Origin of the sequence: Neoroseomonas eburnea, from assembly GCF_018129005.1 — a bacterium.
GTDB lineage: Bacteria > Pseudomonadota > Alphaproteobacteria > Acetobacterales > Acetobacteraceae > Neoroseomonas > Neoroseomonas eburnea.
In genome coordinates this window covers 61,366-81,179 of the sequence record NZ_JAAEDL010000009.1, presented here as the reverse complement: position 1 = coordinate 81,179, position 19,814 = coordinate 61,366, and the positions used below count along the sequence as shown (strand labels likewise).

Sequence of the window (19,814 nt, the reverse complement as noted above, 5' to 3'; positions counted from 1 at the left end):
CTTCTCCTCTCACGCCCGCTTGATCCGGGGGTCCAGCGCCGTCTGCACCAGGTCCACGGCCAGGTTCAGCGCCACGAAGAACATCGCCAGCACAAGGATCGTGCCCTGCAGCACCGGCAGGTCGCGCTGGAAGATCGCGTTGTTCAGCAGCAGGCCGGTGCCGGGCCAGGAGAACACGGTCTCGACCAGGATCGAACCGCCCATGAGGTAGCCGAGCTGCAGCCCCATTACGGCCAGCGCATTCGGCGCCGCGTTCTTCACCACATGCAGGAATATACCGCCGCGCGTGAGCCCCTTGCCGCGCAGCGCGGTGACGAACTCCTGGCTCATGATCTCGGCGATGATGCCGCGCACCGTGCGCGTGACGATGCCCATCGGGATCACCGCCAGCGTCACGGCGGGCAGGACCAGGTGCTGCACATGCTCCCAGTTCCAGTCCCATTCGGAGGACCCGCCCGGCCCCGCCCCCATGGCCGGCAGCCAGTTGAGCTGCACCGAGAACAGCACCACCAGCACCATGCCGAGCCAGTAATGCGGCACCGACACGCCGGCGACCGCGATGCCCACCGCCGCGCGGTCGATGAAGGACCCGCGGAAGGTCCCCGCCAGGCCGCCGAGCACGCAGCCCAGCGTGAAGCCGATCAGGGAGGCGATGATGGCGAGCCGCAGCGTGTTGACGATCGCGCCCGAAAGATCGGACCAGACGCTGCGCCCCGTCGCCAGCGACCGCCCGAGATCCCCCTGCACCACCTTCATCAGCCAGAGGCCGAACTGCACCGGCAGCGGCTTGTCGAGGCCGTATTCGCGCCGGACCTGTTCCACCACGTCGCCGGGCGCGTCCGGCGGGACGATGGCGTTGATGGGATCGCCCGGAGCGATCTGCACCAGCATGAAGCAGACGAAGCCGACCGCGAGGGCGATCGGCACGGCATAGAGGATGCGGCGGATCAGGTAGAAGAACATGCAATCTCCTCAGGCGCCGCGCAGCGAAGCCCCGAAGCTTGGCGCAGCAAGGCTCATGCCATGGCCGGCGCGCCCCGATCCGGCCCTCGGCCCGCCTGGCGTGCCCAGAAGAACGGCAACCTGCCCGCACCTCGGGCGACCCTTGCGCCCGCCCGCCGGGCGTGCCGATCCTGGCGCATGCGCCTGCTGCTGCTGAACGGCAATACCGACCCCGCCATCACCGGACTGCTCGCGACGCGCGCGGCGGAGGCGATCCCGCGCCTCGGCCTGGCGCCGGCCGAGATCGTGCCCGTCACCGCGCCCTTCGGCGCGCACTACATCTCGACGCGCGCCGCCGTTGCCGTCGCCGGCCACGCTGTGCTCGCCGCGCTCGCCGAGCATGTCGGCCGCGACAACCCAAGGCGCTTCGATGCCGCGCTCATCGCCTGCTTCGGCGAACCGGGCATCGAGGCGGCGCGGGAGGTCCTGCCGATCCCGGTCTTCGGCATGGCGGAGGCGTCGCTTGCCGCCGCGCTGGCGATCGCTCCGCGGATCGCGCTGCTGACCGGCGGGGCGTTGTGGGTGCCGATGCTGGAGGAATTCGCCCTGCTCCGCGGCCATGGCCGCGACCGCGTGCTGGTGCGCGGCGTGGCGCCGACCGGCGACATGATCGCGCGCGACCCGGACGGCGCCGTGGCGCTGCTGGCCGATGCCGCCGCCGAGGCCGCGCGGGACGGCGCCGGCGCGGTGGTGCTGGGCGGCGCGGGCCTGGCGGGGCTTGCCGGCAAGGTCGCGCCGAGCGTGCCCGTGCCCGTGCTGGACAGCCTGGATTGCGCGCTGGCGGCCGCGCTCGGCTCCGCGCCCGGCGTCCCGCCGCGCGTCGTCCAGGCGCCGCAGATCGGGCTTTCCGGGGACCTCGCCAGGCTGCTGGCGGGCGCCCATGCATGAGCAACGACTTGTCCGGGCCGCGCGAGGCGCCTAGGTGATGCCCAACCCAGGCGGCCTCCCGGCCGCCCCCCGCGATATGAGACGCGATCCCGAGATGAGCGAGAAGCAGGACATCCCGACCGACATGCGCGCCCAGGAGGCGACGACCCCCGGTGCCGAGGCTCCGCCGGCCGAGCCCACGCCGGAGGAGCGCATCGCCGCCCTCGAGGCCGAGGCGGCGGCGCTCAAGGACAAGTGGCTGCGCGCCGAGGCGGAGATGCAGAACCTCCGCACCCGGACCCAGCGGGAAGTGCAGGAGGCGCGCGCCTACGCCACCCAGAAATTCGCCCGCGACGCGGTCGAGGCGGCGGAGAACCTCCGCCGTGGCCTCGACGCCCTGCCCCCGAAGGCAGAGGGCGAGGCCGAGGCCATCGCCAAGATCCGCGACGGGTTCGAGGGGGTGGAGCGCTCCTTCCTCGGCATCCTGGAGCGCAACGGCGTGCGCAGGGAGGACCCGACCGGCAAGCCCTTCGACCCCGAGCTGCACCAGGCGATGGCCGAGCAGCCGGCGCCGGCGGGCGTCGCCCCCGGCACAGTCACCGCCTGCTGGACTCCGGCCTGGACGCTGAACGGCCGGCTGCTGAAGCCGGCCATGGTGGTGGTCGCGGCCAGGGCGGCGGGCTGATACCAGCGGCACGAGTTCTTGCCTCGTGCCGAGGCCGCGAAGGCGGCCCGCCGGTGGTCCGGCGAAGCCAAGCAAACCGGAGGTTTGCGCCGGGCGCCTGAGGGCAGGAAAAGCCCGATACCAGCGGTCGCGAATAGCGGCCGTTGGCATAAGGTTTCGCCTGGCGCTTCCGAGAGGGGCGCTGCCCCTCTCGGGCTCACCCCGCCAAAGGCCGAGGGCCTTTGGAAACCAACACTTATTGCCGCCGAGCCTTGCCGAAGACCTCATTGGCGAGGTCCAGCGGTATGGCGCGTGGGGCTGGCGGGGCGGCCGTGCGCGAAACCAGGACGCTGATACCGAGTCAGCCGAAAGACTGGCCCGTACAAGGCATCGCGGGTGCAGGGGACCGTGTCCCCTGCTGGGGGAGCACGAGGGGGCAAAGCCCCCTCGGTCCACCTTTCAGCCCCGCCAGCCGCACGCCGCCAGCGCCGCGCGCATATGCGGCGGCGGCGGTGCCTCGGCGGCGACCGGCGGCTCCGTCGGCAACATGATGGCGCGGGCGAGCAGGTGCAGCCCGTCCCCCGCCCCGCCGCCATAGAGCGGATCCCCCAGGATCGGCCAGCCGGAGGCCGCGCAATGGACGCGGAGCTGGTGCGTGCGGCCGGTGTCCGGGCGCAGTTCCAGCCAGGCCAGCCCTTCGCCCCGCCCGAGCACGCGCCAGTGGGTGACGGCGCGCTGGCCCTCGGTGTGCACCTCCATCCGCCAGCCGCGCGCTGCGCTGCTGACCTTGCGCAGCGGCGCGTCGATCGTGCCGGCCTGCTCCAGCGGACCGCCGCGCACGACCGCCCAGTAGGTCTTTGCCGCCCGGCCGCCCGCAAAGATCGCGCCAAGTGCCGCCAAGGCCGGCTTGGTCCGCCCCAGCACCAGGCAGCCCGCCGTGTCGGTGTCGAGCCGATGGGCCGGCTGCGGCAGGTGCCGCTTGCCCATGCGCAGCGGTTCCAGCCATTCCTCCAGCGAGACGCCGCCGCGCGGGCCGCGGTGCACCGGCAGGCCGGCGGGCTTGTCCAGCACCAGCAGGTCGTCGCGCAACAGCAGGATGCGCCCGGCGATCTCCGGCGGCGGTGCCGCGCGCGGCGCGGCGGAGCCACCGCCGGCGCCGCGGGCTGCCTGCGGCGATGGTCGGGTGCGTCGTTCGAGGGTTCGCTTGTGCTGCATGGCTCGCCGGGCGGGGCGGCGGACGATAGGGCCGCCGGAAGGCCCCCGCCAGGGCGGTGAGCTTGGCGACGGGGTGCGGGACGTGGGAGTCTGCCCGGATGCCGGACTCACCTCTCGTCGTCTGCCTCGGCAATGTCGTCGCGGACCACACCTTCCGCGTCGAGGACATCCCCCAGCCGCCCGCCAAGATCACGGCACGGTCCTACAGCATCGGGCCGGGCGGGATGGCGGCCAATGCGGCGATCGCGGTGGTCCGCCTCGGCGGCCGCGCCGCCTTCTGGGGGCGCGTGGGCGAGGATCTGAACGGCGACCCGCTCGCAGAGGCGCTGGCGGCCGAGGGCGTGGACGTCTCGGGCCTGCGCCGGGTGCCCGGCGGGCGGACCCCGGTCGGCGCCGTGCTGGTCGATCCGCATGGGGAGCGCACCATCATCTCGTTCCGTGGCTCGGGCCTCGGCACCGATGCGGCCTGGCTGCCGCTCGATGTGCTGCGCCGGGCCGGGGCACTGTGTTGCGACCCGCGCTGGCCGGAGGGTGTGGCCGCCGCGGCCGCCGTCGCGCGGGCGGCGGGCGTGCCGGTGGTGCTGGACGGCGAGCGCAGCGAGACACGCATCCTGGTGGATCTGGTGCCGCGCGTGGATCACGCGGTCTTTTCCGTCCCCGGACTGGCCAATTACGCGCCGGGTTGCATGCCGGAGGAAGGGCTGCGCCGCGCGCTCGCCTCCGGCCCGCTGCGCGTCGCCGCGGTCACGCAGGGGGAGAAGGGCACGCTGTGGATGGCGGCCGGCGACGAGAAGCCGACGCGCACCCCGGCCTTTCCGGTGGAGGCCACCAACACCACCGGGGCCGGCGACGTCTTCCACGGCGCCTATGCGCTGGCGATGGCGGAGGGGATGGACGTCCCGAGGGCGATGCGGTTCGCCTCGGCCGCCGGCGCGCTGCGGGCGCGCGACGGCGCGACTCCGACGCGGTCGATGGTCGACGCCCTGCTGTAGGAACCGCTCCAGGAGCCCATCCCCAGGTGCCAAGGAAGGTTGGGGGGTGCGCGGGGAAGCTCCCTTCCCCCCGCGGACTTCTCATACCAATGGCCCGTTTGCCTGACCTGTGGAACCGAGAGGGGCTTTGCCCCTCTCGGGCTCTCCCCACCAAAGGCCCAGGGCCTTTGGAAACCGATACCTGGCGCCGTGCGCCATTGTCAGGATCAGTGCCGAATCCCGCCCGAAGCGATTGGGCTGTCTGGACCGCGCGGCACCACATGATGGTTTCCAAAGGCCTCGGGCCTTTGGCGGGGTGGCTTGGAGGGGCGGAGCCCCTCCAATTCCGCCCTCACCGGTCATTCCGAAGGGCCGTTTGGTTTCAGAGACCGTTTGAAGAGTCCGGCGCCGGCCCGCCCCCACCCGGCCACCCACGTCAGTATGCTGGAATGGGCGGCCGGGTGGGGGCGCGGGCCGGTGCCGGACATGGAAAAGCGCCGCACGGCGCTTTTCCAAACAAGACTCTCAGGCGCTTGCCGCCACCTCCGCCGCCGCCCGCCGCCCGCCGAGCAGCGCCCCGTGCGCGTAGGACGGCGCCTCGGTCGTCGCGGCCTCGCCGGCGAAGAAGATCCGCCCCGCCACCGGCCGCGACAGTGCCGCGTGGTCGTCGATCGAGGCCCCCACCGGCAGGAAGGAATAGGCGCCGCGCGCGAAGACATCGCGCGACCAGCGGGTGACGCGGGTTTCCACCGGGCGGGGGATGGCGTTGCCGAACATCCGCCGCAGCGCCTCCATCAGCAGGTCGGCCTGGGCGGCGTCGGGCAGCATCTCGATCCGTTGCGCGGCGGACCCGCCGACCAGCGCGACCAGCACCGGCGCGCCGAGATGCGGCTGCAGGCTGACGATCTCCGGCGCCACGTTGTCGCGCGTGTCCGACAGGCTGCGGAGGTAGTGCGCCTCCGCCGGCCAGAAGCCGCGCGGGAAGGCGAGCACGATCTTGTTGAGCAGCCCGTTGCCGATGCGCGCGATGGCGCCCTGGTGGGCCGCCGGCAAGGGCGGGTCGAAGGCGACATCGCCGCGCTTGAGCACGCCGAGCGGCAGCGTCACCACCACCCGGTCGGCGAACCAGGCCTGGTCGGCGGTCGCCACCACGACCCCGTCCCCGGCGAGGCGCACCGACCGCACCACCTGGCGCAGCCGGATGTCGAGCCCGCGCGCCAGCAGGTCGGTGACGGCGTTGTAGCCCTGGGCGAGGAGGTGGTTCTCCTCCGGGATCTCGCCCTCCCCGCCGAACCAGCCCTGGGCCGAGACCTCGGCCGCATCGCCCCCGGCATAGCCCGCGACATAGGCGGACAGCCAGGCGGCGACGCGCTTGTCATAGGGCGTCGCGCGGGTGGTGGGGTCGAGGACCGGCACGGCCTCGGCCAGCGACACGTCCCGCGCGCCGCGCCAGGCGAAGGGGCTGTCATGGGCGATCAACTGCCCGACCGTATCGAAGATGGCGGCGGTCTCGGCCTCGGTCAGCCGGCGCCCGTCGGCGTCGAACATGACCGAGCGCGCATCATAGGTCGGCATGCGACGGATGCCCGCCTGGTCGGCGAGGGGGCTGAGGGGATTGCCCTCCGGCCCGTGGATCCAGGCCCCGCCCATGTCGAGCCGGTGGCCGCGGAAGGCGATGGTGTGCAGCCGGCCGCCGGTGCGCGGCCGGGCTTCCAGCACCGTCACGCGATGCCCGGCATCGGCCAGCGCCCGGGCGGCGCCGAGGCCGGAGAGGCCGGCGCCGATGACGAGGACACTGAGCGCGCGGGCCGGTCCCTGGCCGCGGGCCGCACCGGGCAGTAGGGGCGCCGTCGCGGCGGCGGCGAGCAGGCGCAGCAGGGCCCGGCGGCCAAGGCCAGGAATCTCGGCCATTCCGTGCGTTCCTCCGGCAGGTGGTGGGCGTGAGGGTAGGGAGGATCGGCCCTGGCCCGCAACGGATCCATGCTGTCCTTGCGCCGGCGCAAACCGCCCATGCGCCGGGTGCGGGGCGCCTCCCGCGATTCCCCCGGTGCGCCGGGACTTGTCCGCCGCCTCGCGGATCAATACATCCGGTCCGTCACGAAACCCCCGCCCCGTGCGGGGGATCCCCAGCCACCCATCCGCGGCGGCCCTCGCCGCCGGTTCAGCACAGGGGGCGGGCACGGCGCCTCACTCGGGCCGTCCCCGCCTGCCGCAGAGGAGAGTTTCGGATGAGCAAGGTCATCGGCATCGACCTCGGCACCACCAACTCGTGCGTCGCCATCATGGAAGGCAAGGACGTCCGGGTCATCGAGAACGCCGAGGGTGCCCGCACCACCCCCTCCATGGTCGCCTTCGCCAAGAACGGCGAACGGCTCGTCGGCCAGTCCGCGAAGCGCCAGGCGGTCACCAACCCGACCGGCACGCTGTTTGCGGTGAAGCGCCTGATCGGCCGCCGCTTCGACGACCCGATGGTGCAGAAGGACATCGGCCTCGCGCCCTTCAAGATCGTCAAGGCCGCCAATGGCGACGCCTGGGTCGAGGTGGACGGCAAGCAGTACGCGCCGCAGCAGATCAGCGCCATGGTTCTGACGAAGATGAAGGAGACGGCCGAGGCCTATCTCGGCGAGACCGTCTCCCAGGCCGTCATCACCGTCCCCGCCTACTTCAACGACGCCCAGCGCCAGGCGACGAAGGAAGCCGGCGCGATCGCCGGCCTCGAGGTGCTGCGCATCATCAACGAGCCGACCGCGGCCGCGCTCGCCTACGGCATGGATCAGAAGAAGGGCGGCACCATCGCGGTCTATGACCTCGGCGGCGGCACCTTCGACGTGTCCATCCTGGAAATCGGCGACGGCGTCTTCGAGGTGAAGTCCACCAACGGCGACACCTTCCTCGGCGGCGAGGACTTCGACCAGCGCATCATCGACTACCTGGCCGACGAGTTCCGCAAGGAGCAGGGCATCGACCTGCGCGGTGACAAGCTCGCGCTGCAGCGCCTGAAGGAAGCGGCCGAGAAGGCGAAGATCGAACTGTCGTCCGCCAAGGAGACCGAGCTCAACCTGCCCTTCATCACCGCCGACGCCTCCGGGCCGAAGCACCTGGTGATGAAGCTGACGCGGGCGAAGCTCGAAGCCCTGGTGGACGACCTGATCCAGCGCACGCTCGAGCCCTGCAAGCAGGCGCTCAAGGATGCCGGCCTCTCGGCGGGCGAGATCGACGAGGTGATCCTGGTCGGCGGCATGACCCGCATGCCCAAGGTCATCGAGGTGGTGAAGTCCTTCTTCGGCAAGGAGCCCGCGCGCAACGTCAACCCGGACGAGGTCGTGGCCATCGGCGCGGCGATCCAGGGCGGCGTGCTCAAGGGCGACGTCAAGGACGTGCTGCTGCTGGACGTGACGCCTCTGAGCCTCGGCATCGAGACCCTGGGCGGCGTGTTCACGCGCCTGATCGACCGCAACACCACCATCCCGACCAAGAAGTCGCAGGTGTTCAGCACGGCGGATGACAACCAGACCGCGGTGACCATCAAGGTCTACCAGGGCGAGCGGGAGATGGCGGCCGACAACAAGATGCTCGGCACCTTCGACCTGACGGGCATCCCGCCGGCGCCGCGCGGCGTGCCGCAGGTGGAGGTCACCTTCGACATCGACGCGAACGGCATCGTCTCCGTCAGCGCGAAGGACAAGGCGACGGGCAAGGAGCAGCAGATCCGCATCCAGGCCAAGTCGGGCCTGTCGGACGCCGACATCGAGCGGATGGTCAAGGACGCCGAGGCGAATGCCGAGGCGGACAAGAAGCGCCGCGAGAACGTCGAGGCGCGCAACCAGCTCGATGCTCTGGTGCACTCGACCGAGCGCACGCTGAAGGAGAACGGCGACAAGCTCTCCCCGGCCGAGAAGTCGGAGGTCGAGTCCGCCATCGCCGATGCGCGTGCCGCGATCGAGAAGCAGGACGCGGAGGCCGTGACGCGCGCGAGTGAGCGGCTCGGCCAGGCGGCGATGAAGATGGGCGAGTCGCTCTACAAGGCCCAGGCCGAGAAGCCGGCGGAAGGCCAGCAGGGCGGCGGCGCCTCGGGCGCAGGCGGCAACGACAAGGTCGTGGACGCCGAGTTCGAGGAAGTGGACCCGAACAAGCGCAAGCCGTCCTGAGCGGGCGGATCGCGCCGATCATGAGCCGCGCCGCCCGGTTCCCCCCAGGACCGGGCGGCGCATCTGTCGGGACTGTCGTCGTGACGCGCCTCCGCCAGCGGCCAGAGGCAAGCCTGCGCAGGAAACCGGGCATGCCGCGATCCGGGAGCGCTAAGCGCGACCGCGCCCGGGCCAGCCATTGCCGCCGGCGCGTCAGTGCGTTGCGCGAAGCCAAGGCCGGCGAATGCCGGCCGCCCGGCGTCTGAGGGACACAATGTCAAAGCGTGACTACTACGAAGTCCTCGGCGTCGCCCGCGAAGCCGATGATGAGGCCCTGAAGAAGGCCTACCGCAAGCTCGCCATGAAGTGGCACCCCGACCGCAACCAGGGGAACGCGGATGCCGAGGCGAAGTTCAAGGAGCTGAACGAGGCCTACGACGTCCTCAAGGACGCCGAGAAGCGCGCCGCCTACGACCGCTACGGCCATGCCGCCTTCGAGCAGGGCGGGCCCGGCGGCGGCGGGTTCGGCGGCGGCGGCAGCCCCTTCGGCGGCGCCTTCGAGGACATCTTCGAGGAGATGTTCGGCCGCTTCGGCGGCGGGCGCGGCGGGCGCGGCGCTGCCACCGGCCGTGGCGCGGACCTGCGCACCCAGGTCGAGATCAGCCTCGAGGAAGCCTTCGCCGGCACCAAGACCAGCATCCGCATCCCCACTTCCGTCTCCTGCGAGGCGTGCAAGGGCACGGGGGCGGAGGGCGGCTCCGCCTCCGGCGCGCAGACCTGCCCGGGCTGCAACGGCGCGGGCAAGATCCGGGCGCAGCAGGGCTTCTTCCTGATCGAGCGCACCTGCCCGACCTGCGGCGGCGCCGGGCGCATCATCAAGAACCCCTGCAAGATCTGCCAGGGCGCCGGCCGGGTGCAGCGGGAACGCAACCTCAACGTCACCATCCCGCCGGGGGTGGAGGATGGCACGCGCATCCGCCTCGCCGGGGAAGGGGAGGCCGGGCTGCGCGGCGCGCCCTCGGGCGACCTCTATGTCGACATCGCCGTCCGGCCGCATCCGATCTTCCAGCGGGAAGGGTCGAACATCTTCATCCGCGTGCCGCTGCGCATGACCCAGGCGGCGCTCGGCGGCCATGTGGAGGTGCCGAGCATCGACGGCGGCCGTGCCCGCGTGACCATCCCGGCGGGCACCCAGACCGGTGACCAGTTCCGCCTGCGGGGCAAGGGCTTCTCGGTGCTGCGCTCCGCCGCGCGCGGGGACATGTATGTCCAGGTCAGTGTCGAGACGCCGCAGAACCTCTCGCCGAAGCAGCGCGACCTGCTTGAGCAGTTCGAGGCCGAAGGGTCGAAGGGCGGAAAGACCAGCCCGGAGAGCGAGGGCTTCTTCGCCAAGGTGAAGGAGTTCTGGGACGGGCTGGGGCGGTAGAGCGGTTTCCGTTCGCCTTCGCTCACGGCAACCGCTCCGGCCTCTTGTTTTCGCGAGCATCTTTAGCCGATCAGGTGATTCCACCTGATCGGGATCTGCTCTAGCGGCACCGTCCCCTGCCGATCGCATCGCGCCCTGCGGCTGGTCGGCAGAGGTGCGGAGCTTCCCCTTCCTGCCATCGTGACAGCGAAGGTTTCGCCCCGCGCATCCCCGTCCTGTCGCGCGCAAGAGCGTCGGCATTGATGTCGGCCTGACCTCCCCGCCCGGTGCCAGGTGATGGTTTCCAAAGGCCTTTCGGCCTTTGGCGGGTCCAGGGCGGAGCCCTGGCCGGAGGGGCTTGGGGAGAGCGGAGCTCGCCCCGGTCACCTCCTGGCATGTCGGCAACCGCCGCCTCTCCCGCGAGCTGACCGTCCTGTGCCCTCTGTCGTCGCGCTCCACCATCCGTGCTGCAGCGCCAGGCGGCCATCGAATGTCGCCATGCCCGGTATCACCCTGGAGGATGCGCCCCCGCCGCAGCCCCCTTGACCGCGTCCCGTGCGCCAAGGAGCCTGCCGCCCCTTAGCTACAGGACAGGACACGCCATGAGCGGCACCCCACCCCGGATCGGCATCCTTGGCATCGCCGGCCGCATGGGCCGGCTGTTGGCCGAGGAGACCCCGGCCGCCGGTGCCACCCTGGCCGGCGGCACGCTCAGGCCCGGTGCGAAACTCGCAACACTGCCGCCCGGCCTGCCGGTGCTGCCGGACATCGTCGCGCTCTGCGAGGCGAGCGACGTCGTCATCGACTTCACCCACGCCCATGCCGCGCGCGCCCATGCCCATGCCGCGGCCGTGACCGGCACGCCGCTGGTCCTCGGCACCTCCGGCCTGTCCGCGGCGGATGAGGCGGCGGTCGCGGAGGCGGCGGCGAAGACGCCGATCGTCTACGCCGCCAATTTCGCGCCGGGCGTGAACCTCTTCCTCGCCATCGCCGAGCGCATGGCGGCCGCCCTGCCGCCCGCGCAGTACGACGCCGAGATCGTCGAGATGCACCACCGCCAGAAGGTCGATGCGCCCTCCGGCACCGCCGTCGCCCTCGGCCGCGCGGTCGCCGCCGGCCGCGGCACCACGCTGGAAGCCGCGGGGCGGGAAAGCGGGCGGGATGGCCATACCGGCGCGCGGGGGACAGGGACCATCGGCTTCGCGGCGCTGCGAGGCGGCCAGGTGGTGGGCGAACACACGCTGATCTTCGCGGCGGCGTCGGAACATATCAGCCTCACGCACCGGTCCTTCGACCGGCGGGTCTATGCGACCGGGGCGGTGCGGGCGGCGCTCTGGGCCGTGGGGAAGGCGCCGGGGCTGTATTCGATGAAGGACGTGCTGGGGATGTAGGGCGCCGGAGGGGCACCGCTCCTCAGGGCCACCCCGCCGAGGGCCGAAAGGCCCTCGGAACCCGTGAATTGGTTCGGTGACGCAGCCAGGCGCCGGTGGCATCCTGCGGGCGTCGGACAGTGGAGCCGGACCGATGCGCGGGTATTCCGTTCTCGTCGCGTGTCTCATGGGCCTTGCCGCGGCGCCGGCCGGCGCGCAGGTGATGTACAACGGCTGGAACCTCGGCCCGGACTACGGGCGCATGGCAGACGCCGTCGAAGCCCAGCGCCGCCAGCAGATCATGCAGATGCAGCAGGCCGAGGCGCAGTTCACGGCGCAGGGCATGCAGGACCCGGTCTGCCAGGCGCATTACCGCCAGCACCTTGCCCAGGGCGGGCAGGTTCCGTGGCCCAGCTTCGCCTTCCAATGCGTGGCCACCAACCGCTTCGACCCGGAGAGCGTCCGCGCCTTCCGCCAGAACGAACTGCAGAACCAGCGCGCCGAGGCCGAGCGCCTCGCTGCCCTGCGGGAGGCCGAACGCGCCCGCGGCCTGGCCCAGGGACAGCACGCCGACAGCTACGGCCGCGGCCAGGCCGAAGCCGGCCGCCTGATGCAGGGCCAGCAGAGCTGGACCGATCCGCGCACCGGACAGACCTACGCGCTGCCCTATCTCGGCGGGCCTATCAGCCAGGATCCGACGACCGGGCAGCTCTTCGGGCGCGACGCCGCAGGGAGGCAGTACGCGCTGGGGCGGGACGGGCAGTGGTATCCGATGCGGCAAGGGTGGTGAGCGCGCCCCCGGGAGGGCGCCGCCCTCCCGGACCCACCCGCCAAAGGCCGAAAGGCCTTTGGAAACCGTGAGCCGCCAGCGCCGCCGAGGCTGCGGACATATTCCCGGAAAACTTTCCATGCCGGGACGAATCATGTCCGCGGTGCTCGTCCGGAGCGATCGATGCCCAGCTCCCACGGCGCTGCGGAAAATGGCGGTTTCCAAAGGCCTGTCGGCCTTTGGCGGGGGTCCAGGGGGCGGCGCCCCCTGGTGCCTTCCCCTGCCTTGACCCCGCCACACCCCCTTGCGATACGCCCCCATCCCGGATTCTCCGGGCCCAGCCTGCCGGGGCTTCCCGCCGGCATTCTCCGCGACAAGAGGCCGAACCAAGCCATGCGCGATACCGGCGAGTATCTCTTCACGTCCGAATCGGTTTCCGAGGGCCATCCGGACAAGGTGGCCGACCGGATCTCGGACACCGTGCTCGACGCCTTCCTGACCGCTGACCCCTATTCGCGCGTGGCCTGCGAGACGCTGGTGACGACCAACCGCGTCGTGCTGGCCGGCGAGGTGCGTGGCCCCGGCACGGTGACGCCCGAGTACCTGATGCATCTCGCCCGCATGGCGATCCACGACATCGGCTACGAGCAGGACGGCTTCCACTGGCAGACCGCCGACATCGCCTGCCACCTGCATGCGCAGTCCGCGCATATCGCGCAGGGCGTCGATGCCGCCGGCAACAAGGATGAGGGCGCCGGCGACCAGGGCATCATGTTCGGCTATGCCTGCACGGAAACGCCGGAGCTGATGCCCGCGCCGCTGTACTACGCGCACCTGATCCTGCGCCGCATCAGCGAGATGCGCCGCAACGGCGACGTCGCGGTGAGGGGCCTGCTGCCGGACGCGAAGTCCCAGGTCACGCTGCGCTACGTGGACGGCAAGCCGGTGGGTGCCACCTCGGTCGTCGTCTCGACGCAGCACGAGGACGGGATGGAGCAGGCCGAGATCAAGCGCCTGCTGCGCCCGATCATCGAGTCCACGCTGCCGCAGGGCTGGATGTGCCCGGACAACGAGCTCTACGTGAACCCGACGGGCCAGTTCGTCATCGGCGGTCCGGACGGCGATTGCGGCCTGACGGGGCGCAAGATCATCGTCGACACCTACGGCGGCGCGGCCCCGCATGGCGGCGGCGCGTTCAGCGGCAAGGATCCGACGAAGGTCGACCGTTCGGCCGCCTATGCGGCGCGCTACGTCGCGAAGAACGTCGTCGCCGCGGGCCTCGCCGACAAGTGCACCATCCAGGTGTCCTACGCGATCGGCGTGTCCAAGCCGCTGTCGGTCTATTTCGACCTGCACGGCACCGGGCGCGACGTGGATGAGGTGAAGCTCGCGAAGGTCGTGGATGGCCTCGTGAACCTCTCCCCGCGCGGCATCCGGGAGCATCTGCACCTGAACCGCCCGATCTACGTGCCGACCTCCGCCTACGGCCATTTCGGCCGCACGCCGGAGGAGGAGAAGGGCACCTTCACCTGGGAGAAGACCGACCTGGTCCCCGAGCTGAAGCGGGCCTTCGGCAGGTGATGGACGGCGGCGCCGGACAGGCGGGCGGCGCGCCATCCGGTGCGCCGCAACCCCGGACGGACCCGTCCGGGGGTTCGGCGGTGCCCGGCGCCGCGGATGCCGGGCCTCCGGCACCCGAGGGCGCGGTGAATTCCCCCCACCGTGCGCCGTCGCTGACCCCGGAGGGCATCCCCGATCGGCTCTACGGCCGTCGCCGCGGCCATCCCCTGCGGTCGCGGCAGGAGAGGCTGCTCGACCTTGCCCTGCCGCGCTTCCGCCTGACCGCGGCCGAGGCCGCCCATGCGAAGGCGGTGTTTCCCGGCACTGCCGATCTCTGGCTCGAGATCGGCTTCGGCGGCGGCGAACACACCCTCGCGCTGCTCGGCGCGAACCCGCAGGTGGCGCTGATCGCCTCCGAGGTGTTCGAGAACGGGCTCTGCTCCCTGCTCACGCGCCTGGTGCCGGAGGGCGAGGAGGGCACCGCCGCCGTCCCCGCCCGCCTGCGCCTTTGGCCCGAGGATGCGCGCCACCTGGTCGCGCTGCTGCCCGATGGCGCGCTGGGGCGCCTGTATCTGATGTTCCCCGACCCCTGGCCGAAGGCGCGGCACGCCAAGCGGCGCTTCGTCCACGCGGCGATGCTGCCGCTGGTCGCGCGCGTCCTGCGCGAAGGCGCGGAATGGCGCATCGCGAGCGACGATCCAACCTACCAGGCCTGGGTGGAGGAGGTGTTCGCCGACCAGCCCTTCTTCGCGCTGCGCGACCTCGCGGTGGGGGATCGCCCCGCCGACTGGCACCCGACCCGTTACGAGGCGAAGGCGATCCGCGAGGGCCGCACGCCGCGCTACTGGACCTTCGTCAGGAGCGACGCGCCATGGAGCTGAGCGGAACCTCGGCGCTGGTCACCGGCGCGGGCTCGGGCCTCGGTGCCGCGACGGCGGAGTTGCTGGCGGCGGCGGGCGTGCGCGTGGTGGCGATGGACGTGAATGCGGAGGGCCTCGCCGCGCTGTCCGCCCGCTGCGGCGCGACGCCGGTCGCCGGCGATGTCGCCAGCGAGGCCGATGTCGCGACCGCCCTCGAAGCGGCTGCAGGGCTCGGGCCGCTGCGCCTTGCGGTGAACTGCGCCGGCATCGCCCCGGCCGCGCGCGTGGTCGGCCGCGGCGGCGCCCATGACCTCGCGCTGTTCGAGAAGACGCTGCGCGTGAACCTGCTCGGCACCTTCAACGTGCTGCGGCTGGCGGCGCAGCGCATGCTGGCGCTGCCCGTCACCGCGCCGGACGGGGAACGCGGCGTGATCGTCAACACCGCCTCCATCGCCGCCGAGGATGGGCAGGTCGGGCAATGCGCCTATGCGGCTTCCAAGGCCGGGGTGATGGGCCTGACGCTGCCGGCGGCACGCGAACTGGCGAAGAGTGGCATCCGCGTTGTCACCATCGCGCCTGGCCTGTTCGAGACGCCGATGCTGGCCGGCCTGCCGGAGGCCGCGCAGGCGGCGATCCGCGCCCTGCCGCCCTTCCCGGCGCGGCTCGGCAAGCCGGAGGAATTCGCGCGGATGGTGCTGGCGATCTGTGCCAACCCGCTGCTGAACGGGACGACGCTGCGGCTCGATTCCGCGCTGCGACTGCCGCCGTGACGGCGCGCCGGAGAGGGGCGCCGCCCCTCTCTGAACCGTGGCTGCAGTGCCGCCAAGCCCGCCAAAGGCCGCAAGGCCTCTGGAAACCGTGAGATTCACCGGGGACGTCGGGGAGAGGCATCGCCGATGCACCGGGCGCAACGGACGTGCCATGCCCCGCCCTGGATTCCCCGATCGAGTCCCAGTGTCCAGAGGCCTTTCGGCCTCTGGCGGGTGGGTCCGGGAGGGCAGAGCCCTCCCGGTGCCTCTTCACCGTCCGAGCATCCGAGCCAGGACCCTGCGCCCCCGCCTGTGATGATGCAGCGCCATGGCGCCATGCCCGGCCGCGAGCAGCACCAGCGCCCAGGCCAGCGCCTGATGCAGCCCCCGCAGACGCTCATACAGCGCCTCATCCGGCTCCAGCAGGTGCGGCACGGGGATGAGCAGGAAGATCACTGTCTCGATCTGCCCCGGTGCCGTGCTGGCACTCAGGTAGCCGAGCGCCGGCACCACCAGCAGCAGCGCATAGAGCGCCACATGCCCAAGCGCCGCGGCGCGCCGCTGCCACAGGGGAATGCCCTCCTCCTCCGCCGGCCGCCCGCGCCGTGCCCGCAGCCACAGCCGCCAAGTCACCAGCGGCGGCACCAGCAGCCCGATGGTCTTGTGCGCCTGGTAGGCGAGGATCTTTTCCAGCAGCAGCGTCAGCGGCAGCGCGACCATCACCAGGCCGATCGCGAAGCCCGCCAGCACCAGGGCGGCCACGGCCCAGTGCAGCCGACGCTGCGTCGCGCTCCAGCCGTCAGACGATGAGGCGGACACGCACGACGAGCCGGATGGTGTCGGAAATGGCCGCCTGGTCCGCCGTCATGCCGAATTCGGAACGCTTCATCTCCCCGCCGGCGCTGAACTCGGCCACGTCCCGGCCGAGCGCCGGGTCGCGGCGGCGGTCGACCAGCCGCGCCTCCATCCGGTGCGGCCGGGTGATGCCGCGGATCGTCAGTTCGCCGGCGACGGCGAAGCGGGAAAGGCTGCCCTCGCCCGTCGCGGCGCCGCGGAAGGTGGCTTCGGGGAAGCGCTCGACGTCGAAGAAGGCTGGGGAGCGCAGCAGTTCCACCGCACCGGGATAGGCCAGCGCCACGGCGGCGGTGCGGACCGTGACCTCCACCGAGGTGGTCAGGGGGCGTTCGGGGTCGATCAGCAGCTCGGCGGAAAAATCCTCGAACCGGCCGGTGGAGGACAGCACGCCCAGGTGCCGCGCGACGAATTCCAGCCGGCCGAGATCCTGGTCGAAGACGTAGCGGGTGCGCGCCGCCGCCCGCCGGGCGAGCACAAGCCCGCCGAGCCCGCCCGCCAGCGCCCGTCGTCCGATCCGCCCGCCTGTCATGCGCGTCATGGCGCCGCCTCCCGCCCGCCGGAACATTTCGTCTTCCGGGCGGCCGGGCGCAAGTCCGCTTGCATCCCGTACGCCGAAGCGTCATAAGCCGTTCCAACAACACCATCCGGACCGACGGGGGGTGGCCTTGCAAGAGGCCGCCTTTTTTGTTGCTTGAACGAGAACGACGATCTGCCGAAGCATGAAGGGCTCGAAGCCCGCATCGCCGACGCCATCCTGCCGACGCTCGGCCATCTGGGCTATGAGCTCGTGCGCGTCCAGGTTTCGGGCAAGGAACGGCCGACGGTGCAGATCATGGCCGACCGCGCAGATGGCGCCGTCTTCACGGTCGATGACTGCGAGGCGATCAGCCACGCCGTCGGCGCCGTGCTGGACGTGGCGGACCCGATCAAGGGCGAGTGGATGCTGGAGGTCTCCTCGGCCGGGATCGACCGGCCGCTGACCCGTGCCAAGGATTGGAACCGCTTCGCCGGCCATGTCGCGACGGTCGAGCTCGGCATCCCGCAGGACGGGCGCAAGCGCTACCGCGGCATCGCCCTCGGCGCGGATGCCGAGACGGCCCGGCTGCGCCTCGATGACGGGACCGAGATCGCCTTCCCGCGGAGCAACATCCGCAAGGCCAAGCTGGTGCTGACCGACGAACTCATCGCCGCCACCGCGGCGCCCCAGACGAAGAACTAGGAGAGAGGTCCATGGCCGTCGATATCGCCATCGCCCGCCCGGAACTGCTGCAGGTCGCCGACGCCGTCGCCCGCGAGAAGATGATCGAGCGCGACGAGGTGCTGGAGGCGATGGAGCAGGCCATCCAGAAGGCCGGCCGCGCCAAGTACGGCCACGAGAAGGACATCCGCGCCTTCATCGACCGCAAGGACGGCCGCGTGAAGCTTGAGCGCTGGACCGAGGTGGTCGAGCAGGAGCCGGTGGAGAACGAGGCGACGCAGATCCCGCTGCGCATCGCCCAGAAGATCAAGCCGGGCATCCAGCTCGGGGAATTCATCATCGACCCGCTGCCGCCGATCGATTTCGGCCGCATCGCCGCGCAGACCGCCAAGCAGGTGATCGTGCAGCGCGTGCGAGAGGTCGAGCGCGGCAAGCAGTACCACGAGTACAAGGACCGCGTCGGCGAGATCATCAACGGCATCGTCAAGCGGACCGAGTACGGCAACCTTATGGTGGACCTCGGCCGCGCCGAGGCCCTGCTGCGCCGCGACGAGTGCATCCCGCGCGAGGCCTTCCGCAACGGTGACCGCGTGCGCGCCTACATCTATGACGTGCGCGAGGAACCGCGCGGGCCGCAGATCTTCCTCTCCCGCACCCATCCCGGCTTCCTCGCGAAGCTCTTCGCCCAGGAAGTGCCGGAGATCTACGACGGCATCATCGAGATCAAGGCGGTCGCCCGCGACCCCGGCAGCCGCGCCAAGATGGCGGTGATCTCGCGAGACTCCAGCATCGATCCGGTCGGCGCCTGCGTCGGCATGCGCGGGTCGCGCGTGCAGGCCGTGGTCGCCGAACTCCAGGGCGAGAAGATCGACATCATCCCCTGGTCGCCGGATTTCGCGACCTTCATCGTGAATGCCCTGGCGCCGGCGGAAGTCAGCAAGGTCGTGCTCGACGAGGACGGCAAGCGCTGCGAGGTGGTGGTGCCCGACGACCAGCTCTCGCTGGCGATCGGCCGCCGCGGCCAGAATGTGCGCCTTGCATCGCAGCTCACACGCTACGATATCGACATTCTGACCGAGGCCGAGGAATCCGAGCGTCGGCAGGAGGAATTCCGCAAGCGCACCGGCCTGTTCGTCGAGGCGCTGGACGTCGATGACGTCATCGCCGGCCTGCTCGTGCAGGAGGGCTTCGGCACCATCGAGGACATCGTGACGGTCGAGGACGAGGAGCTCGCCGGCATCGAGGGCTTCGACGAGAGCGTGGCCGCGGAGCTGAAGCGCCGCGCCGCGACGTTCCTCGAGAAGCGCGACGTCGAGCTCGACGAGAAGCGCCGTGGCCTGGGCGTGGACGACGTGCTGGCCGAGATCGGCGGCTTCTCTCCGGCCATGATGGTGACGCTGGGCGAGAAGGGGGTGAAGACCCTCGAGGACCTGGCAGACCTGGCCGGCGACGAGCTGATCGAGATCCTCGGCGCCGAGGTGGTGGACGAGGAGGCGGCCAACGCCATCGTCATGGAGGCGCGCCGCCGCGCCGGCTGGCTCGGCGCGGAAGAAGAGGGCGCGGAACCGGGTGACGGGAACGACTGACCCCGGGGCGCCGGAGGAGGAGCCGGACGAAACCGGCCCCCTGCGACGCTGCATTGTCGAGCGCGAGAGCCTGCCGAAGGAGCGGATGATCCGCTTCGTGCTGGGCCCCGGGCGGGAAGTGGTGCCGGATCTCGCCGGGAAGCTGCCCGGCCGGGGAATGTGGTTGAGCGCGCGGGGCGATGTGCTAGAACGCGCGCTGAACCGCGGGGCCTTCACGAGAGCCGCGCGCGGGCCCGTGACGCTTCCCTCCGACCTTCGCGCGCGGATCGAGGACGGTCTTCGCGCCCGTGTCCGCGACCTTCTGGGCTTTGCCCGGCGGGCGGGCCAGGCGGTTTCGGGCTGGCAGGCCGGGCGGGAATGGCTTCAGGCCGGGCGCGCGGGGCTGCTGGTTCAGGCCTCCGACGGCAGCCCGGCGGAACGTGCGCGGTTCGGCGGGCGCGGCCTGCCGGTGGTGACGCCGTTGACCGCGGCGGAACTTGGCGTGGTGTTCGGGCGCGACCACGCCGTGCACGTGGTGGTGGCGCCCGGCCGGTTGGCGGATGCCATCCGGTTGGAGGCGGAGCGGCTGGCGGGGTTCGCCCGTGCCGAGCCGGAGGTGAATTCGTGAGGGGCACGT

Annotated in this window: 18 protein-coding genes; 13 read left to right on the top strand and 5 right to left on the bottom strand. The window is 71.6% G+C overall.

Annotation, left to right across the window (positions count from 1 at the left end; genetic code table 11):
* Positions 1-9: 9 nt before the first annotated feature.
* Complete coding sequence (locus GXW74_RS11110; RefSeq protein ID WP_211846575.1) at positions 10-963, bottom strand: ABC transporter permease; 954 nt, start codon at positions 961-963, stop codon at positions 10-12.
* 177 nt (positions 964-1,140) lie between these two features.
* Here GXW74_RS11110 and GXW74_RS11105 point away from each other — a divergent pair, with 177 nt between their 5' ends.
* Both GXW74_RS11105 and GXW74_RS11100 read left to right on the top strand, forming a co-directional pair.
* Positions 1,141-1,890 (top strand): aspartate/glutamate racemase family protein, encoded by a 750-nt coding sequence (locus GXW74_RS11105; RefSeq protein WP_211846574.1) that lies wholly within the window; start codon positions 1,141-1,143, stop codon positions 1,888-1,890.
* 94 nt (positions 1,891-1,984) lie between these two features.
* The gene (locus tag GXW74_RS11100; protein ID WP_408903866.1) at positions 1,985-2,554 is read left to right on the top strand and encodes a nucleotide exchange factor GrpE; all 570 of its coding nucleotides are present in this window, start codon (positions 1,985-1,987) and stop codon (positions 2,552-2,554) included.
* Between the two features lie 438 nt (positions 2,555-2,992).
* Here GXW74_RS11100 and GXW74_RS11095 read toward each other — a convergent pair whose 3' ends face one another.
* Complete coding sequence (locus GXW74_RS11095) at positions 2,993-3,748, bottom strand: RluA family pseudouridine synthase (protein ID WP_211846572.1); 756 nt, start codon at positions 3,746-3,748, stop codon at positions 2,993-2,995.
* 98 nt (positions 3,749-3,846) lie between these two features.
* Here GXW74_RS11095 and GXW74_RS11090 point away from each other — a divergent pair, with 98 nt between their 5' ends.
* On the top strand, positions 3,847-4,740 hold the full coding sequence (locus tag GXW74_RS11090; RefSeq protein WP_211846571.1) for a PfkB family carbohydrate kinase: 894 nt from the start codon (positions 3,847-3,849) through the stop codon (positions 4,738-4,740).
* Positions 4,741-5,244: 504 nt separating this feature from the next.
* Here GXW74_RS11090 and GXW74_RS11085 read toward each other — a convergent pair.
* Complete coding sequence (locus GXW74_RS11085; protein WP_211846570.1) at positions 5,245-6,630, bottom strand: flavin monoamine oxidase family protein; 1,386 nt, start codon at positions 6,628-6,630, stop codon at positions 5,245-5,247.
* A 317-nt stretch (positions 6,631-6,947) separates the two neighbouring features.
* Here GXW74_RS11085 and dnaK point away from each other — a divergent pair, with 317 nt between their 5' ends.
* The 7 genes from dnaK to GXW74_RS11050 all read left to right on the top strand — a co-directional run bounded on the left by dnaK (position 6,948) and on the right by GXW74_RS11050 (position 15,580).
* On the top strand, positions 6,948-8,867 hold the full coding sequence (gene dnaK / locus GXW74_RS11080) for a molecular chaperone DnaK (RefSeq protein ID WP_211846569.1): 1,920 nt from the start codon (positions 6,948-6,950) through the stop codon (positions 8,865-8,867).
* 253 nt (positions 8,868-9,120) lie between these two features.
* Positions 9,121-10,272: a molecular chaperone DnaJ gene (dnaJ, locus tag GXW74_RS11075; protein WP_211846568.1), complete on the top strand. Its 1,152-nt coding sequence runs from the start codon at positions 9,121-9,123 to the stop codon at positions 10,270-10,272.
* A gap of 581 nt (positions 10,273-10,853) precedes the next feature.
* Positions 10,854-11,642 carry a 4-hydroxy-tetrahydrodipicolinate reductase gene (dapB, locus tag GXW74_RS11070; protein ID WP_211846567.1) on the top strand — a complete coding sequence of 263 codons (789 nt, stop codon included), beginning with the start codon at positions 10,854-10,856 and terminating at the stop codon, positions 11,640-11,642.
* 133 nt (positions 11,643-11,775) lie between these two features.
* On the top strand, positions 11,776-12,411 hold the full coding sequence (locus GXW74_RS11065; protein ID WP_211846566.1) for a hypothetical protein: 636 nt from the start codon (positions 11,776-11,778) through the stop codon (positions 12,409-12,411).
* Positions 12,412-12,783: 372 nt separating this feature from the next.
* Positions 12,784-13,971, top strand: a complete 1,188-nt coding sequence (gene metK / locus GXW74_RS11060; protein WP_211846565.1) for a methionine adenosyltransferase — start codon at positions 12,784-12,786, stop codon at positions 13,969-13,971.
* Positions 13,972-14,096: 125 nt separating this feature from the next.
* Complete coding sequence (gene trmB / locus GXW74_RS11055; protein WP_338148206.1) at positions 14,097-14,831, top strand: tRNA (guanine(46)-N(7))-methyltransferase TrmB; 735 nt, start codon at positions 14,097-14,099, stop codon at positions 14,829-14,831.
* The gene (locus tag GXW74_RS11050) at positions 14,822-15,580 is read left to right on the top strand and encodes an SDR family NAD(P)-dependent oxidoreductase (protein WP_211846563.1); all 759 of its coding nucleotides are present in this window, start codon (positions 14,822-14,824) and stop codon (positions 15,578-15,580) included. The genes trmB and GXW74_RS11050 overlap by 10 nt, the downstream gene beginning before the upstream one ends.
* A 249-nt stretch (positions 15,581-15,829) precedes the next feature.
* Here GXW74_RS11050 and GXW74_RS11045 read toward each other — a convergent pair whose 3' ends face one another.
* Together GXW74_RS11045 and GXW74_RS11040 are read right to left on the bottom strand one after the other, a co-directional pair.
* Complete coding sequence (locus GXW74_RS11045; protein ID WP_211846562.1) at positions 15,830-16,378, bottom strand: cytochrome b; 549 nt, start codon at positions 16,376-16,378, stop codon at positions 15,830-15,832.
* Complete coding sequence (locus GXW74_RS11040; RefSeq protein ID WP_211846561.1) at positions 16,359-16,952, bottom strand: YceI family protein; 594 nt, start codon at positions 16,950-16,952, stop codon at positions 16,359-16,361. The genes GXW74_RS11045 and GXW74_RS11040 overlap by 20 nt, the downstream gene beginning before the upstream one ends.
* A gap of 153 nt (positions 16,953-17,105) precedes the next feature.
* On the opposite strand from GXW74_RS11040, the gene rimP reads away from it, so the two are divergent.
* From rimP to GXW74_RS11025, 3 genes are read left to right on the top strand one after another with little or no spacing between them, the layout of a single operon-like run.
* Complete coding sequence (gene rimP / locus GXW74_RS11035) at positions 17,106-17,633, top strand: ribosome maturation factor RimP (RefSeq protein WP_211846560.1); 528 nt, start codon at positions 17,106-17,108, stop codon at positions 17,631-17,633.
* A gap of 11 nt (positions 17,634-17,644) precedes the next feature.
* Complete coding sequence (nusA, locus tag GXW74_RS11030) at positions 17,645-19,198, top strand: transcription termination factor NusA (RefSeq protein ID WP_211846559.1); 1,554 nt, start codon at positions 17,645-17,647, stop codon at positions 19,196-19,198.
* Positions 19,182-19,805, top strand: a complete 624-nt coding sequence (locus GXW74_RS11025; RefSeq protein WP_211846558.1) for an RNA-binding protein — start codon at positions 19,182-19,184, stop codon at positions 19,803-19,805. Before nusA ends, GXW74_RS11025 begins: the two co-directional genes overlap by 17 nt.
* Positions 19,806-19,814: the final 9 nt, after the last annotated feature.